The organism is Pseudoalteromonas sp. NS-SX12, from assembly GCF_057367955.1.
Genome location: NZ_CM170634.1, coordinates 2,835,788 through 2,850,664, shown reverse-complemented (window position 1 = coordinate 2,850,664; position 14,877 = coordinate 2,835,788). Strand labels below are relative to the sequence as shown.

13 protein-coding genes and 6 tRNA genes are annotated in these 14,877 nt (G+C 38.8%); all 19 read left to right on the top strand.

All coding sequences use genetic code 11. The features are described 5' to 3' along the window. Positions 1-79: 79 nt before the first annotated feature. The 19 genes from ruvC (at position 80) to AC2IOM_RS13135 (ending at position 14,711) form a co-directional block, all read left to right on the top strand. Positions 80-604 (top strand): crossover junction endodeoxyribonuclease RuvC, encoded by a 525-nt coding sequence (gene ruvC / locus AC2IOM_RS13225; RefSeq protein WP_010560443.1) that lies wholly within the window; start codon positions 80-82, stop codon positions 602-604. Further along, positions 601-1,218 carry a Holliday junction branch migration protein RuvA gene (ruvA, locus tag AC2IOM_RS13220; protein WP_010560442.1) on the top strand — a complete coding sequence of 206 codons (618 nt, stop codon included), beginning with the start codon at positions 601-603 and terminating at the stop codon, positions 1,216-1,218. Before ruvC ends, ruvA begins: the two co-directional genes overlap by 4 nt. A 1-nt stretch (position 1,219) precedes the next feature. Beyond that, the gene (gene ruvB / locus AC2IOM_RS13215; RefSeq protein WP_010560441.1) at positions 1,220-2,227 is read left to right on the top strand and encodes a Holliday junction branch migration DNA helicase RuvB; all 1,008 of its coding nucleotides are present in this window, start codon (positions 1,220-1,222) and stop codon (positions 2,225-2,227) included. A gap of 846 nt (positions 2,228-3,073) precedes the next feature. After that, positions 3,074-3,760 carry a protein TolQ gene (gene tolQ, locus AC2IOM_RS13210; RefSeq protein WP_010560440.1) on the top strand — a complete coding sequence of 229 codons (687 nt, stop codon included), beginning with the start codon at positions 3,074-3,076 and terminating at the stop codon, positions 3,758-3,760. Beyond that, a complete protein-coding gene (gene tolR / locus AC2IOM_RS13205; RefSeq protein ID WP_010560439.1) occupies positions 3,760-4,185 on the top strand; it encodes a protein TolR in 426 nt (141 codons plus the stop codon). The genes tolQ and tolR overlap by 1 nt, the downstream gene beginning before the upstream one ends. A gap of 2 nt (positions 4,186-4,187) precedes the next feature. After that, entirely contained in the window at positions 4,188-5,075 is an 888-nt protein-coding gene (gene tolA / locus AC2IOM_RS13200; RefSeq protein WP_105171628.1) for a cell envelope integrity protein TolA, read from the top strand. Between the two features lie 8 nt (positions 5,076-5,083). Further along, positions 5,084-6,439, top strand: coding sequence for a Tol-Pal system beta propeller repeat protein TolB (gene tolB, locus AC2IOM_RS13195; protein WP_010560437.1), 1,356 nt, complete (start codon positions 5,084-5,086; stop codon positions 6,437-6,439). A gap of 38 nt (positions 6,440-6,477) precedes the next feature. Next, on the top strand, positions 6,478-7,005 hold the full coding sequence (gene pal, locus AC2IOM_RS13190) for a peptidoglycan-associated lipoprotein Pal (protein ID WP_010560436.1): 528 nt from the start codon (positions 6,478-6,480) through the stop codon (positions 7,003-7,005). A gap of 16 nt (positions 7,006-7,021) precedes the next feature. Further along, a complete protein-coding gene (ybgF, locus tag AC2IOM_RS13185; RefSeq protein ID WP_100914506.1) occupies positions 7,022-7,780 on the top strand; it encodes a tol-pal system protein YbgF in 759 nt (252 codons plus the stop codon). Between the two features lie 209 nt (positions 7,781-7,989). Further along, positions 7,990-8,065: transfer RNA gene (locus AC2IOM_RS13180), tRNA-Lys, on the top strand. A 44-nt stretch (positions 8,066-8,109) separates the two neighbouring features. Then, positions 8,110-8,185: transfer RNA gene (locus tag AC2IOM_RS13175), tRNA-Lys, on the top strand. 23 nt (positions 8,186-8,208) lie between these two features. After that, a tRNA-Lys gene (locus AC2IOM_RS13170) sits at positions 8,209-8,284 on the top strand. Between the two features lie 23 nt (positions 8,285-8,307). Continuing rightward, positions 8,308-8,383 (top strand) — tRNA-Lys (locus tag AC2IOM_RS13165). A 39-nt stretch (positions 8,384-8,422) separates the two neighbouring features. Next, positions 8,423-8,498, top strand: a tRNA-Lys gene (locus AC2IOM_RS13160). Positions 8,499-8,624: 126 nt separating this feature from the next. After that, entirely contained in the window at positions 8,625-9,683 is a 1,059-nt protein-coding gene (gene nadA / locus AC2IOM_RS13155; RefSeq protein ID WP_486358618.1) for a quinolinate synthase NadA, read from the top strand. Between the two features lie 103 nt (positions 9,684-9,786). After that, a tRNA-Ser gene (locus AC2IOM_RS13150) sits at positions 9,787-9,876 on the top strand. Positions 9,877-10,371: 495 nt separating this feature from the next. Then, entirely contained in the window at positions 10,372-11,688 is a 1,317-nt protein-coding gene (locus tag AC2IOM_RS13145; RefSeq protein ID WP_486358617.1) for an ABC-three component system protein, read from the top strand. Next, positions 11,681-12,352, top strand: a complete 672-nt coding sequence (locus AC2IOM_RS13140) for an ABC-three component system middle component 1 (RefSeq protein WP_486358616.1) — start codon at positions 11,681-11,683, stop codon at positions 12,350-12,352. Before AC2IOM_RS13145 ends, AC2IOM_RS13140 begins: the two co-directional genes overlap by 8 nt. After that, on the top strand, positions 12,345-14,711 hold the full coding sequence (locus AC2IOM_RS13135; protein WP_486358615.1) for an ATP-binding protein: 2,367 nt from the start codon (positions 12,345-12,347) through the stop codon (positions 14,709-14,711). Before AC2IOM_RS13140 ends, AC2IOM_RS13135 begins: the two co-directional genes overlap by 8 nt. Positions 14,712-14,877: the final 166 nt, after the last annotated feature.

The following is a 14,877-nucleotide window of genomic DNA, read 5'->3' as shown; positions in this document are numbered from 1 at the left end:
TTTAAAAACTATTACTGGTAATCCATACAGTTATTAGTCATTATTAGTTATCACAAGAAAACATCGCAAAAGGTGTGCATTGGCAATAATACTTGGCATCGACCCTGGCTCTCGCTTTACGGGCTATGGTTTAATTAAACAGCAAGGTATGAAGTTTGAATACTTAGGTAGCGGCTGTATTAAAATGGGCGAAAAGCCAATGGCCGAGCGCCTTAAAATAATTTTTCAAGGTGTGACGCAGCTAATTGAACAATATCAGCCAGATAGCTTTGCGATAGAACAAGTATTTATGGCGCGAAATCCCGATTCTGCTTTAAAACTTGGCCAAGCCCGTGGCGCTGCCATGGTAGCGGCTTCGCTTCAGTCACTTGAGGTGTTTGAATATTCTGCAAGGCAAGTTAAGCAGGCCGTTGTTGGCACCGGTGGTGCTGATAAATCGCAAGTACAACATATGGTAAAGAGTTTTTTAAAATTACCTGGTACACCACAAGCAGATGCCGCCGATGCGTTGGCAATCGCCATTTGTCATGGCCATTCACAACAACATTTAATCAAGCTTTCAGGGCAAGCGAGTAAAACAGTAAGAGGACGATTAAGACGATGATAGGGCGATTACGCGGAACATTAGTAGAAAAACAGCCACCGGAAATCTTAATTGAAGTGAGTGGTGTTGGCTATGAAGTGAATATGCCAATGACCTGCTTTTACAACTTGCCTAAAGAAGGTGAAGAAGCGGTTGTTTACACCCATTTTGTGGTAAGAGAAGATGCACAGTTATTGTTTGGTTTTAATAATAAAACTGAACGCGCACTATTTCGTGAATTATTAAAAGCCAATGGTGTAGGACCTAAGTTAGGTTTGGCAATTTTATCAGGTATGTCTGCCGAGCAATTTGTTGCCTGTGTACATAATGAAGATGCAACTAGTCTTGTTAAATTGCCTGGTGTAGGTAAAAAGACAGCTGAGCGTTTAGTGCTTGAAATGAAAGACAGGCTGAAAGATTGGGGTATGGACCTCTTTACTCCTTATACCGATGGTGCAATATTGGAAATGCAGGAAGATCCAACCGTTAAAGGGTGTGCACAAGATGATGCAATAGCAGCGTTAATGGCGCTCGGTTATAAAGCAAATCAAGCAGAAAAAGCGGTTAAAGCAATTAAAGGCAGTGGCTTATCAAGCGAAGCGCTAATTAAAGAAGCGTTAAAGGCAATGATGTAAGATGATTGAAGCAGATAGATTAATAGAGCCCGAGAAAAAAGGAAATGAGGACGTTATCGATAGAGCGATACGTCCAAAGCTGTTGTCTGATTACCGTGGTCAACCCCATGTAAAAGAGCAGATGGAAATTTTTATTGAAGCGGCGCGCTCTCGTGAAGAAGCACTTGACCATTTGCTTATTTTTGGCCCGCCGGGTTTAGGTAAAACTACGTTAGCGAATATTGTTGCTAACGAGCTGAATGTGAATATTAAAACAACATCAGGCCCGGTACTTGAAAAAGCCGGCGATCTTGCGGCTATGCTAACCAACTTAGAAGAAAACGATGTGCTTTTCATTGATGAAATTCACCGTTTAAGCCCACATGTTGAAGAAATTCTTTACCCAGCAATGGAAGACTATCAACTCGATATTATGATAGGTGAAGGACCGGCTGCACGTTCTATTAAATTAGATTTGCCGCCGTTTACATTAGTGGGTGCAACAACCCGTGCAGGTTCCCTTACTTCGCCACTTAGAGATCGTTTTGGTATTGTTCAGCGTTTAGAGTTTTATTCAGTTGAAGATTTATCACACATTGTTAGTCGTTCTGCGGATTTCTTATCCCTTGAAATGGAGGACGAAGGGGCGGTTGAAGTGGCACGCCGTGCCCGTGGTACCCCGCGTATTGCCAACCGATTATTACGCCGTGTTCGGGATTATGCAGAAGTTAAAGCCGATGGTGTGGTAACAGCTGAAGTTGCTGGCAGCGCACTTGATATGGTAGATGTTGATAAAAGCGGCTTTGATTATATGGACCGCAAATATTTACTGTGCCTTATTGAGAAGTTTATGGGTGGCCCTGTTGGTCTTGATAATATTGCTGCGGCAATAGGAGAAGAGCGCGAAACAATCGAAGATGTGATTGAGCCATATTTGATACAGCAAGGATTTATTCAGCGTACGCCAAGAGGGCGTATTGCCCAAGAGTTTGCCTATAAACATTTTGGCTTTCCAATAAAAGACGCGTAATACAAGGAACGTTAGTTTGGATTAGTTATTGAAAAAGGTCGCTTAGCGGCCTTTTTCGTTATGTAACTTTTGCTTTGCAACAGGTAACACTTGTAAAAGAGTCTTTTATGTAAAGGCGGTCTATTGCCAATCAATTAACGATAGCAGTTAGCAAAAATGTGGGTTAGAAGTCGATTCGTTATCTATATCTGAGCGTATTTATAGTGGAGTTAGTGGGGTTGTTCTAAATTTTAGGCAAAAAAAAGCCCGCTAGGGAGCGGGCAAACAACAAGTTGAAGGAAGTAATCCAGGGAACGCATTTAAAAAAATGCTACACAATGACAAATCAGTAATCACTGTGTATATGAAACTAGGGTTAGCACAGTGTGTGCATGTCCTCGTGTTTACAGGTGCTATATTACGGATTAGTGTGGTTTTCATCAAACTAGAAAAATTATTTTTTGATATAAAAAAAACTAATGCGATGGTGTTTTTGTTTGTGCATATAACCATCAGTTAATTAATTGTTAATAATTACACCGTTGTATTTAAAGGAAAATTTATTAAAGCGTAAAATTTGTTCTATAAGTTTTATTGTTTTGGTGATTCTTACATTTAAAGTTTTGAGTATTTATTCATATTTAGTGAATAAACGTTATGTTTTTGAATGTTTAGTGCGTTATAAAATCATCATTTAGTATCATAAAGTTAATTTGTGTGTTTTTTTTGTTCAGTTGATGCGATTCTTAGTGTCTAGCCATTGTATGCAGGTATTAGTATGGTTAAACTAAATCTCATACTAACAAGGGAACTTTCCAAGCACTAAACGAACTAACCCTTGACTATCAATCATTTCAGGAGTGAGCAGTGGCCACCGAAATTTCAATTATTGACTTAATATTTAAAGCGAGCTTTTTGGTGCAACTTGTGATGTTGACTTTGGTATTAATGTCTATTTTTTCTTGGGCTATGATCATTCAACGTCGAAAAGCGCTAACAGCGGCAAAAACGAATGCTAAAAAGTTTGAAGACAAATTTTGGTCGGGTGTCGATTTAAGTAAATTGTATGCGGAATTGTCTGCCCGTAATGAACTTGATGGCCTAGAGGCAATGTTCACTTCTGGTTTTAAAGAATACGCACGCCTTGCAAAAAACAATCATGCATCACCAGGTTCTATTTTAGATGGCACGCACCGCGCAATGCGCGTAACGCTTTCTCGTGAAGTGGAAAAATTAGAATCAAGCCTATCATTCCTTGCAACGGTTGGTTCAATTAGCCCATACATTGGTCTGTTTGGAACGGTTTGGGGGATTATGACCGCATTTATCGCACTTGGCTCAGTAAAACAGGCAACTTTACAAATGGTAGCGCCTGGTATCGCAGAAGCGTTGATTGCAACTGCAATGGGTTTATTTGCTGCAATTCCTGCTGTTATCGCGTTTAACCGTTTTTCTCATACGGTTGAAAAAGTAGAATCATCTTACGGCAACTTTATGGAAGAGTTTTCTAATATTCTTCATCGCCAAGCTGTGGCAAAAGTGGAAGCAAACTAATGTACCAACGTAAAAAACGTCGTCCGGTCGCCGAAATCAACGTAGTACCTTATATAGACGTTATGTTGGTTTTGCTTATTATTTTTATGGCGACAGCGGCCGTAATCACCCACGGTGTTAAGGTTGATTTACCACAGATGGAACAATCGGAGCTTGTTGAAGCAACGGAAACACCACCAATTGTGGTATCAATCGATGCTGATGGTAATTACTATGCCAGTATTGGTATTGATCCTGAAGCGCCAATGGAAGCAGTTGATATTGCTGCTCAAGTTAAATTGGCGTTGGATAAAGACCCCAAAACCCCAGTAATGTTAAAAGGCGATGGCAAGGTAACTTACCAAGAAGTGTTACTGCTAATGGATTTTCTAAAAAAAGCAGGCGTACCGTCGGTGGGATTAATGACGGAGTCTTTTGAGCAGTAATTATGAAAAACGACTTTAAATCTGCTCTGGTAAAATCATCAGCTTTGCATATTGGCATTATTGTCGCGCTTGTTATTGGCAACTGGTTAAAGCCATCAACACCACAAGTAATGGAAGTCACTTTAAATGCTCCCGTTAAGCCAGAGCAAAAAGCCGTTGAGGCCGTGTCGGTTGATAATAAAGCCGTAGAAAAACGCATTAACGAACTCAAAAAGCAAGAAGCAGATAAAAAAGCCGCTGAGGCAAAACGCATTCGTGACTTAGAACGTCGTGCTGCAAACGCTAAAAAGAAGCGTGAAGAAGAGGCAAGACGTATCGCCAAGCTTGAAAAAGAGCGCGTGCGTAAAGAAAGAGAAAAGAAAAAAGCGGAAGCTGCAGCGCGAGAAGCGAAGAAAAAGCAGCAAGCTGAACAGAAAAAAGCGGCAGAAGCGAAGAAAAAAGCCGAAGCGCTTGCGAAAAAACGCAAAGCAGAAGAGGAAAGGCTGAAAAAAGCGGAGGCCAAACGTAAGGCCGATGCCGAAGCTGCGCGTCAAAAAGCACTCGCTGAAAAAATGATGCAAGAGCAACTTGCCGCGGAAGCTGCAGCGCGCAGTCGTGCTAAGCAAGCACAAGTACTTTCTGAAGTAGAAAAATACACCGCGCTTATTATCGCCAAAATCCAGCAAAACTTATTGTTGGAAGACAGCATGAAAGGCAAGCAATGCCGTCTTAACTTGCGCCTTGCGTTTAACGGTTTAGTAACACAGGTTGAAGCACTAAGTGGCGATAAACAAGTGTGTGAAGCCAGTATTCGTGCGGTACGCAGAGCTGATACATTACCAGTGTCAAAAGACAAAGCGGTTTTTGAAAAACTTAAAAATATTAACTTAACCATTAAACCAGATATTTAAGGGATAACATGATTAGCGCATTACAAAAATGGGCTTTGTTGGTTGTGCTATTAGTGAGTACAGCAGCGAACGCCGCTCTTGAAATTGTAATTACCGAAGGTGTCGATTCAGCACGCCCGATTGGTATCGTGCCATTTAAATATAGCGGAAATGGTATCGCGCCAAGCAATATTACAGACGTGATTGCTGCCGACTTACGTCGCAGTGGTCGTTTTAATCCAGTGGCGCCGGCTAATATGCCTCAGCAGCCAACAACGGATTTAGAAGTAGATTACAGTGCGTGGGTTTCTGAAGGTGTTGAAGCCATTTTAGTTGGTAGCATTACCGAGCAAATGGGCGACCGTTACTTAGTGAGCTATCAACTAATTGATGTTATTCGCGGCCAAATTACAGGTGGCGATACAAAGATTTTAAGTAAAGGCCGCTTAGTTAATTCGGAAGACCATATTTTAGATGCGCGTCAAACCGTAATTGGCAGCGATAGTTTCCGCCGTTACGGTCACCGTATTAGCGACGTGGTGTACGAAGCACTTACCGGTGAACGCGGTGCGTTTTTAACTAAAATTGCGTATGTAATTGTACGTGAAAACGAAGATCGTCCATATCAATTAGTGATTGCAGATTATGACGGTTACAACGAGCAAACGCTATTACGTTCGAAAGAGCCGCTAATGTCGCCAACGTGGTCACCAGATGGCACAAAGCTGGCGTACGTAACATTCGAAAATCGCCAGAGTCAGATCTATATTCAAGATATTTACACCGGTAAACGCGAGCGCTTAACAACCTTCAAAGGCATCAATGGTGCACCACGATTTTCGCCTGACGGTAATAAGCTAGCAATGGTGCTGTCTAAAGACAAAAACGGTGCGACTGAAATCTACGTTATGGACTTGAAAAGTAAGAAAGCACGCCGCATTACAAGACACAGAAGTATCGACACTGAGCCAAGCTGGCATCCAAACGGTAAAGAAATCATATTTACGTCGGAAAGGGCTGGTAATGCTCAGATTTATAGCGTAAATTTAGCAACTGGTAAGAAAAGAAGACTTACTTTTGACGGTGATATGAATTTAGCGGGTTCAATCACGCCTGATGGTAATAGCTTGGTGATGGTAAATCGTACCTTAGGTCGATACCATATTGCTAAAAAAGAATTAAAATCAGGTGACTTCAGTGTGTTAACACGTACTCGCTTAGATGAGTCACCAAGCATTGCGCCAAATGGCTCAATGATTATCTATAGTACGTTACATAATAATAAACAGGTCCTTGCATTGGTATCAATGGATGGACGGTTTAAAGCTCGCCTACCGGTAGCGGAAGGTGAAGTTAAGGCACCCGCGTGGTCGCCATTTTTGTAAAGATTACAGGTTAGACTTTTAAAAAAGGAATCAACTCAATGCAACTTAACAAACTACTAAAAAGCCTACTCATTGCAGTGCCTGTAATGACGTTAGCTGCTTGTAGCTCATCTTCAACTGTTGAAGAAGATACATCTGCGAATCAAAGTAATCAAGGTCAAGAAGAAACAGTACAAGTTGAAACTGTTGCTAAAGAAAAGACGCCAGAAGAAATTCTTGCAGAAAAATACGAAGCGCTTCGTCAAGAGCAAATCATCTACTTTGGTTTTGATAAATCAACAGTTCGCAGTGATTACGTTGAGTTACTTCAAGCACACGCTGATTTCTTAGTTAAGAACCCAAGTGTTAAAGTACTTGTAGAAGGTCACGCTGATGAGCGCGGTACTCCTGAGTACAACATCGCACTAGGTGAGCGTCGTGGTGAAGCTGTATCTAAATACCTACAAAGCCTAGGTGTTGCGGAAAGCCAAATCTCAGTAGTTAGCTACGGTGAAGAAAAGCCAATGGTTAAAACACGTACTGAAGATGCTTTCGCGAAAAACCGTCGCGCAGTTTTAGTATACTAATATAGAAGATAATATGATTAAGCCGAAAGTTATTTTGGCAACCATGTTTCTTAGCGGGAGCAGTCAGTTACTGGCTGCTCCCGCTCCTGTTTCTGAGGTAGGCGCAAGTTCAAGCATGTCATCGACAGCACTTGAAACGCGTTTACAAACTTTAGAGCGCATGGTTGCAAATCGAAACGTACAATTTCTTCAATTGCAGCAGCAATTGGAATCATTACAAGATGAAGTAAGCCAGCTACGCGGTGTTACCGAAGAGCAAGGCTACCAATTGGAAAAAGTGTTGCAACGTCAGCGTGAGCTGTACCAAGAAATTGAAACGCGTGTATCGAGTTATAGCGCACCGACACAAGTAGCAGACACTACTTCAGATGTTAGCTCTGGCACAATGAGCAGTAACTTGTCTGAGAATGATGCTTACGATCGCGCTGTACAACTCATTATGCAAGATAAACGCTATGATGATGCGATCCCTGAGTTCAAAGCATTTTTAACAAACTATCCTGATTCAGTTTATGTGCCTAATGCACATTATTGGTTAGGTCAGTTACTGACAATTAAAAATGACAGCAAAGGTGCACTGACGCACTTTGAAAGTTTAGTGAATGGTTTCCCTGACTCAAATAAGCGTTCAGATGCCATGCTTAAACTTGCAAACACCTATTTAAAAGAAGGTGAAACGGTACGTGCGAAAAAAATCTTAAATGATTTAGTGGCACAATACCCTGATTCAACCCCTGCGAAGCTGGCTGTTGAAAAATTAGCGAGTCTTAATTAAGACTCGCAACACCACTTATTTGTAAACGAAAAGTGAAAACATTATCACTTTTTAGGCTAATCTTAATTTGTTGGTATAAAATTAGCCAACTGAGTCATAAAACTTAAAAAAACCGTAATTTTAGGTTGCACTCATTTTTTAAATAAGTATTATAAGCGCCCGCAGCCGCTTGTTACGAAAGACAAAAACGCTGCGCAAAAAATCTGATTGGGTCATTAGCTCAGTTGGTAGAGCAGTGGACTTTTAATCCATTGGTCGATGGTTCGAGTCCATCATGACCCACCATTCAGATTTTTGCACTTCGAGTATTTCCCTCACGGGAATTGAGCGGGTCATTAGCTCAGTTGGTAGAGCAGTGGACTTTTAATCCATTGGTCGATGGTTCGAGTCCATCATGACCCACCATTCGAAATGCACTTGCTTAGAGCGGGTCATTAGCTCAGTTGGTAGAGCAGTGGACTTTTAATCCATTGGTCGATGGTTCGAGTCCATCATGACCCACCATTTTCTAAGCCTTCTCTTTGAGCGGGTCATTAGCTCAGTTGGTAGAGCAGTGGACTTTTAATCCATTGGTCGATGGTTCGAGTCCATCATGACCCACCATTCAAAGACCTTTCTATATGCAATACGCATTCTATGAGCGGGTCATTAGCTCAGTTGGTAGAGCAGTGGACTTTTAATCCATTGGTCGATGGTTCGAGTCCATCATGACCCACCATTCATATCTTATTTATATTTCTTAATTATATCCATCGCGTTATTTTATCAATCACAAAACTGTCATTCAGTTGCCATTTTCAGTATAATTCGCGCCAATTTCCTGTAGCAGTTTACGGTCGAGAATATGAGCTTAGCTGAACAAATTATGCCTGAGGATTATATTTTTCCTCCCAAGCCAGCCCCTTTATCAAACGATGAAAAGCAGGCGTATAAAGAACGTATTAAATCACTTCTAAAAGAGAAAGATGCGGTATTAGTGGCACACTATTACACCGATCCTGAAATTCAAGCCCTGGCTGAAGAAACCGGTGGTTGTGTAGCAGACTCGTTAGAAATGGCGCGTTTTGGTAGTAAACACCCAGCAAAAACTATTGTGGTTGCAGGTGTGCGCTTTATGGGCGAGACAGCCAAAATCTTAACGCCAGAAAAAACAGTTGTGATGCCAACGCTAGAAGCAACGTGTTCACTGGATGTTGGTTGTCCAATTGATGAGTTCTCAGCGTTTTGCGATCAGCACCCAGATCGCAAAGTGGTGGTGTATGCAAATACTTCAACGGCAGTTAAAGCTCGTGCAGATTGGATTGTTACCTCAAGCTGTGCACTTGAAATTGTTGAACACCTTGACGAGCAAGGCGACAAGATTATTTGGGGCCCTGATAAACACTTAGGCTCGTATATTCAAAAGCAAACTGGCGCAGATATGATCATGTGGAATGGCGCATGTATCGTTCACGATGAATTCAAAACAAAAGCGCTAAAAGATATGAAAGCCCTGCACCCTGATGCAGCGGTATTAGTGCACCCAGAGTCACCTGCTGAAATTGTTGATTTAGCTGATGCGGTAGGGTCAACGAGCCAGTTAATTAAAGCAGCACAAGAGATGGACAACCAGAAGTTCATCGTGGCAACGGATCGCGGCATTTTTTATAAAATGCAGCAACTGTGCCCTGAAAAAGAATTTTTTGAAGCACCAACTCAAGGTGAAGGTGCAACATGTCGTAGCTGTGCACACTGTCCTTGGATGGCGATGAATGGCCTAAAAGCGATTGAAGAAGCATTACTTGATGCAAGCGGTAAAGAAGTGTTTGTTGATATGGAGCTTCGTGAGGGGGCGTTACGTTCGCTTAATCGCATGCTAGATTTTTCGGCATCGTTAAAGTTGACAACGACAAACAATACTTAATGTGTTGTAATTTTAGCCGCTCATAATCAGTGTTCTAAAAAGTACTTGCTTACAATCAAGGCTTTGCATAAGATACGCCACACATTGCAAGGCAGTGTAATGCGGAGAGGTGGCTGAGTGGCTGAAGGCGCACGACTGGAACTCGTGTATAGGTTAACCCCTATCGAGGGTTCGAATCCCTCCCTCTCCGCCATTCTAGATTTAAAGAAAACGCTTGAGTTTATACTCAGGCGTTTTTTTATGCCTGCAGTTTATAAGCACTCTCCATCTTAGCGCTTTATTTTCCTTACAAAGCCTTCACCGAACTGCTCGCACATTTGTCTTTAAATTAGATCCAACCTTCTGAGCTTCAACTTTGGCTTTCTAGTTATAAAGTAAATTGGCTGTAATACCCAAAGATGTTGTGTCCTGTATTACTGAGTTATCTTGTTCAGTTACTCATATTGCGATTTATTGTTTAAACTCTACATGTAATTTTTGTTCGTTTTGTCACTTAACACTTAACTAATTGAATTATATTTCATTATCGAAATCCCCTATTTGATTAAAGCAGATCACCGTAACTAATTGAAGTAATTTACAAAAAAGACGATAAAATTTGATTTAGGACTGGTTGTACTAAGTTGAATCGTAGTACAGTTAAGCTCAAGATGATTAAATCTAAGGGAAATTAAAATAAGGAGATTAAATGGCCGTAACAGTCCCACCACATACAGCTATATCGTCCTGTAGTGGCTACATTTATCAAGGAAAGATTGCTTTAATGCACTGCTTAAAGCTCTTTGAGAATTTAGGTACACAAGCAAGGGAGTTTAGCCTTGAAATTGAAAGCCTAGATGATTTTGCTATAAAAAATGCAGATGGTAGTTACCGTTCAATGCATCAAGTTAAAGCAAAAAAAGATCAAAGGTTCGCAGCCTACCGTGCTGCTGTTGTGAAACAGCAAACAGATTCTTCAAATCACCCTGGAATTGGAGTCTATTTTCATGTTGCAGTAAACATTGAAGATATTCCTGATAATTTCGCCGCCACTTTTAATCCTGTTCAGTTTTATAGCTACAGAGATGAACAGGGAGCTAACCATAGCTCATGTCAATTAGATTGCGTTGATAATTGGAACAATGAACAATTAAAAAGAACCTATCAAGCTCTAGGCCAACCAGATTTTAAACACACTGATGAAGAATATCTTAATAAAACAAGGCAACACCTAGAAGACCTTGTAATCAAACACATTATTTGTGTGCATCATAAAATAATTGAATGTAATAAGCCTGGTGTAACGGATAGGCATATAGCTCAACTGTCTAGTATTCCCTTAAATATCTTTTTTGAAGCAATCACCGTGACTGATTTTAATAACGTGGATAGTGAAGACTATTTTCATGGTATTTTGATCAAAAAAGCGGGAGAGTATTTTCATGAATTTTGCTTGGAGCAAGTGGAGCTGGGAGAGTTTACAGAAGATGATGAAAAGCTCGATATATTAAATGGTTATCTCGCAATCATAAACACCCTAGATGTTAGTGAGTTAAAAAAGTTTGTACAGTCTATCATGCCTCATCGCGAAGCATCTTTTAATACCATCCCTGATTTAATAGATAGTACATTTGATAGAGAAGATTTTAAAAATGGATTATTACAAGTTTTTAAAAATTTAATTGAATCACAAATCAATAGCCAAAGCTTGTCATTACCGATCTTTTATTGGAACAAGGACAGCATTTTATACTATCCAACAGCAATAGATACACACAAAAGAAATGAGCGAATGTTGTGCCAAAAGATTGTCCAAACGTCTTTAAGTAGTGAAATAGACGTATTATACGAAGCTGGAAAGCTTGTTAATCAAGGAATAACAAATGAGTCTATTTTTGTCTCATCGGCAATAGGCTCGTTTCAGGAAAACGATGAGCAAGACCCCCATAGGCACAACAAAATTAACGAAGTAAAGAAAGTGTCTTTGATATCGCTGGATGACGCTATGGAAGAATTAAATGATTAATATTATTAGAGAAATTTTTGAGTTCTATGATTATCAGCCTATTGGCAGTGATTCAATTAATTTATATAAATCGACAAAAATGGAAGATTACTGGTTGTTGGTGCAAGGGGCTCCAGAAGATTTTAACTACGAAAGCCAATCTGATCTATTAAGTAAATGTAAAGCTATATGTAATGACGCTAGTTTGGATAAGAATATTAACCTGCTTTGTTTATGGGAAGTAGGCACCATTAACCCAAATATTACAACTAGACTACACCATCTTGAAGAGGATTTATATTTTTTTAAAAAGCATGTTTTTTATTATACAAACGAGGAGTTTGAATCTTTTAACGAGTATCTGAAAGCCAGTGATTTAGACCAGGTTCTAACTAAAGATTTGATTGATTCTAGTGTTTTCGCTGAGTACAAATTAAATCAAGGATTATGGCAATCGTTATTATATCGGCTAGTGATAAAGTTAACATTTATGCCTGTTGTAAAAGGAACTGCTGGCGATCTTTCTGAGTTGTATGAAACACACAAAGAAAAAATTTCAAAACTTCAAAAGTTATCCTTGTTAGACGAATTAATTGATCAAATGAGTCAAGAAAAGCTACAGATGGAGCCAGAAGATTTAGTTCGCTATATTGAGAAGTCAATGGAAGGACAAAGTAATGTTTGAGTTAAAAAAGATAGAAGTAAAAAACTTTAAAATATTTAAAAACTTCTCTTTAGATATAAACTCTAAAAATCTATCTCTTCTAGATGGCCCAAATGGTTTTGGGAAAACCTCATTTTATGACGCTTTAGAGTTAGCATTTCTTGGTAAGGTTCAACGGTACATCGATATAGAAGATAAAACGGTCCACGGTAGGAGAAAAGAAAAAAAATTCCCGCTTATGTATAACCGTGCTGAGCCTCAAGAGGTATTGTCAGTTAAAATTACAGTTGAGATAGACTCTGGAGATGTTGTTACGTTAGAACGAACGGCAAATTGTTCAACTCTTATGCGCTTAAAAAGCATGGAAGACGCTATCTTCGAGTTTAGGGTTTTTAAAAATGATGAAGAAATACTTATAAGGGACGAGTCAAAAGTCTTAACCAGATTGCTTGGCGATAGCTATAAGCGGAACTACAGCCTATTTCATTACATTGAACAAGAGGAAAATACAGCACTTTTAAAAACTAAATCTACCGATAAACAAGAAAAAATTGACCATTTATTCGATGTTTCTGAGTATAGAGAGAAAATATACAAAATCGAAGCTATTCGGAGCATAATTCAACCATTACAAACCCCTAAAAAGAAAGAAGCTTTAGAGTCGCTAAGGAAAGAAATTGTTGCCTTAGAAAAAGAGTTAACTTCGAAAGACATTGTAAAAACACCTTATGTCAGATTGATAGAATGTTCGGAGCAGATTTGGGATAAAAGTGACATTGTTTTTAGTCCTGGAAGTTATACTGACTGGCTCGGCGACGAAGGTGACTTGAATAAACTTATTCAGTTAAAAGGTATTCAACAGCAATTATCTTCGCGTGAATACAATAATAAAATTAAACAAAAACTCTTTTACAAAGATAAAGTCGCTCAAATTCTTTTGCGATACGGAAAAAATTTAGAAAACATTTCTGAATATAAGAGCCAAATAGACTTATATGAAGATGCCAAATTATATCTGGAAAGCATAAATAAAGGTGTACATTTTGTAATTGAAAACAATAAAATCCCTAGTGAACCTCTTGAAGTTTACCTGTCTCAAGCCTTTGACTTCAAAGAAATTAAGGCTAAAGCCAAGGATATAAGGGAGCAAATAGGGACTTCTGGAAAATTGAGTGCGAATCTCAACAAAGTAATATCAAGTAGAAATCAGTTTTTAGAAGATTATGAAAATCACTTAAACAATGAAAAAGAATCTGTTAGCGGTATTTGCCCAACTTGTGGTTTCGATTGGGAAGACAAAAAAACACTGTATGAGCACTTTGAAAATCAAAAGAAACTACTTGAGTCACTATTAGATAGTAACGGTCAATCGATTCAGTTAGCACTTAAGACTTTCGATCAATTATTCTTGAGCAAACTGAAGAGCAAGTGTAGTGAGATAATTGAAAATGAGGCTCTATCAATTGATTTTAAAAAGGGCATTTCTCAATTAACAGGTGCTCATATTGATAGGCTCAATAGTCTTAAGAAAGAATACAGTGAATCTAATATCGATCTGACTGATTACTATGCAAAGACCTTCAGCATGGAAGAACCTTTAAAAATAGATGAGCTTAATAAAGAAATTGAAAGTAAATTTAAACCATTTGACAACGAATCAATAACGCCAGAGCTTGAAGACTTATTTAACGTTATATTTAAAAGCAGTTTAAGCGAATTAGCAAAGGTAGAAGTCAATAGTATTAAGGATAAGATTGTATTTTTAAAATATAAATACGCAGAAGCTCAAATTAAAGATGTTCAACTTAAAAAGAAAAATTTTGAAAAAGAAAAGTCGAAATATGATAATGCAAAACAACTATCGAACTGGCTTAAAAAGCTACTAGATTTATACAATGAAAACGTAAATCAATATATTAGTTCAATTAGTAAATCGATTGAAATCTTATTTCATATCTATTCTGGCCGCTTATTGCAAAACTTCCATAATGGTTTAGGGATTTTTATTGAAACTGACGGTAAGTCTGTGACATTTAAAGATACACCTGAATCTACTCACGATGTAATTTTTTCGATGAGTTCAGGTCAATTATCTTCTCTAGTGATAGCATTTACGATGGCCTTAAACCATAAATACGCTAAGAACAAACTGTTACTAATCGATGATCCTGTACAGACAATGGATGAAATCAATGTTGCAGGCTTCATAGACTTGCTTAGACATCAATTTAATGACCGTCAGATATTTATTTCAACCCATGAAGATCATACATCTAGTTACTTTCGCTACAAATTCAAAAAGGCGGGGTTAGAGCACAAACGAATCAACTTTAATGAGATATCCAAAAAAGAGTTAGAAGAAAGCCTGATGATAAATTGATTTTTTAACAATTAGATTTTTCGAGAAGTAGAATATTTTAAAATCTGAAGAGGTAAGTTTGTTTATTAGCTTTTAAAAAGTAAACTAATACCGTCATAAGCAGGTGGTTGACAGAGAGCATTTTCATCCAATTTTACCCGTTTTAATTCAAAGAAAACGCTTGAGT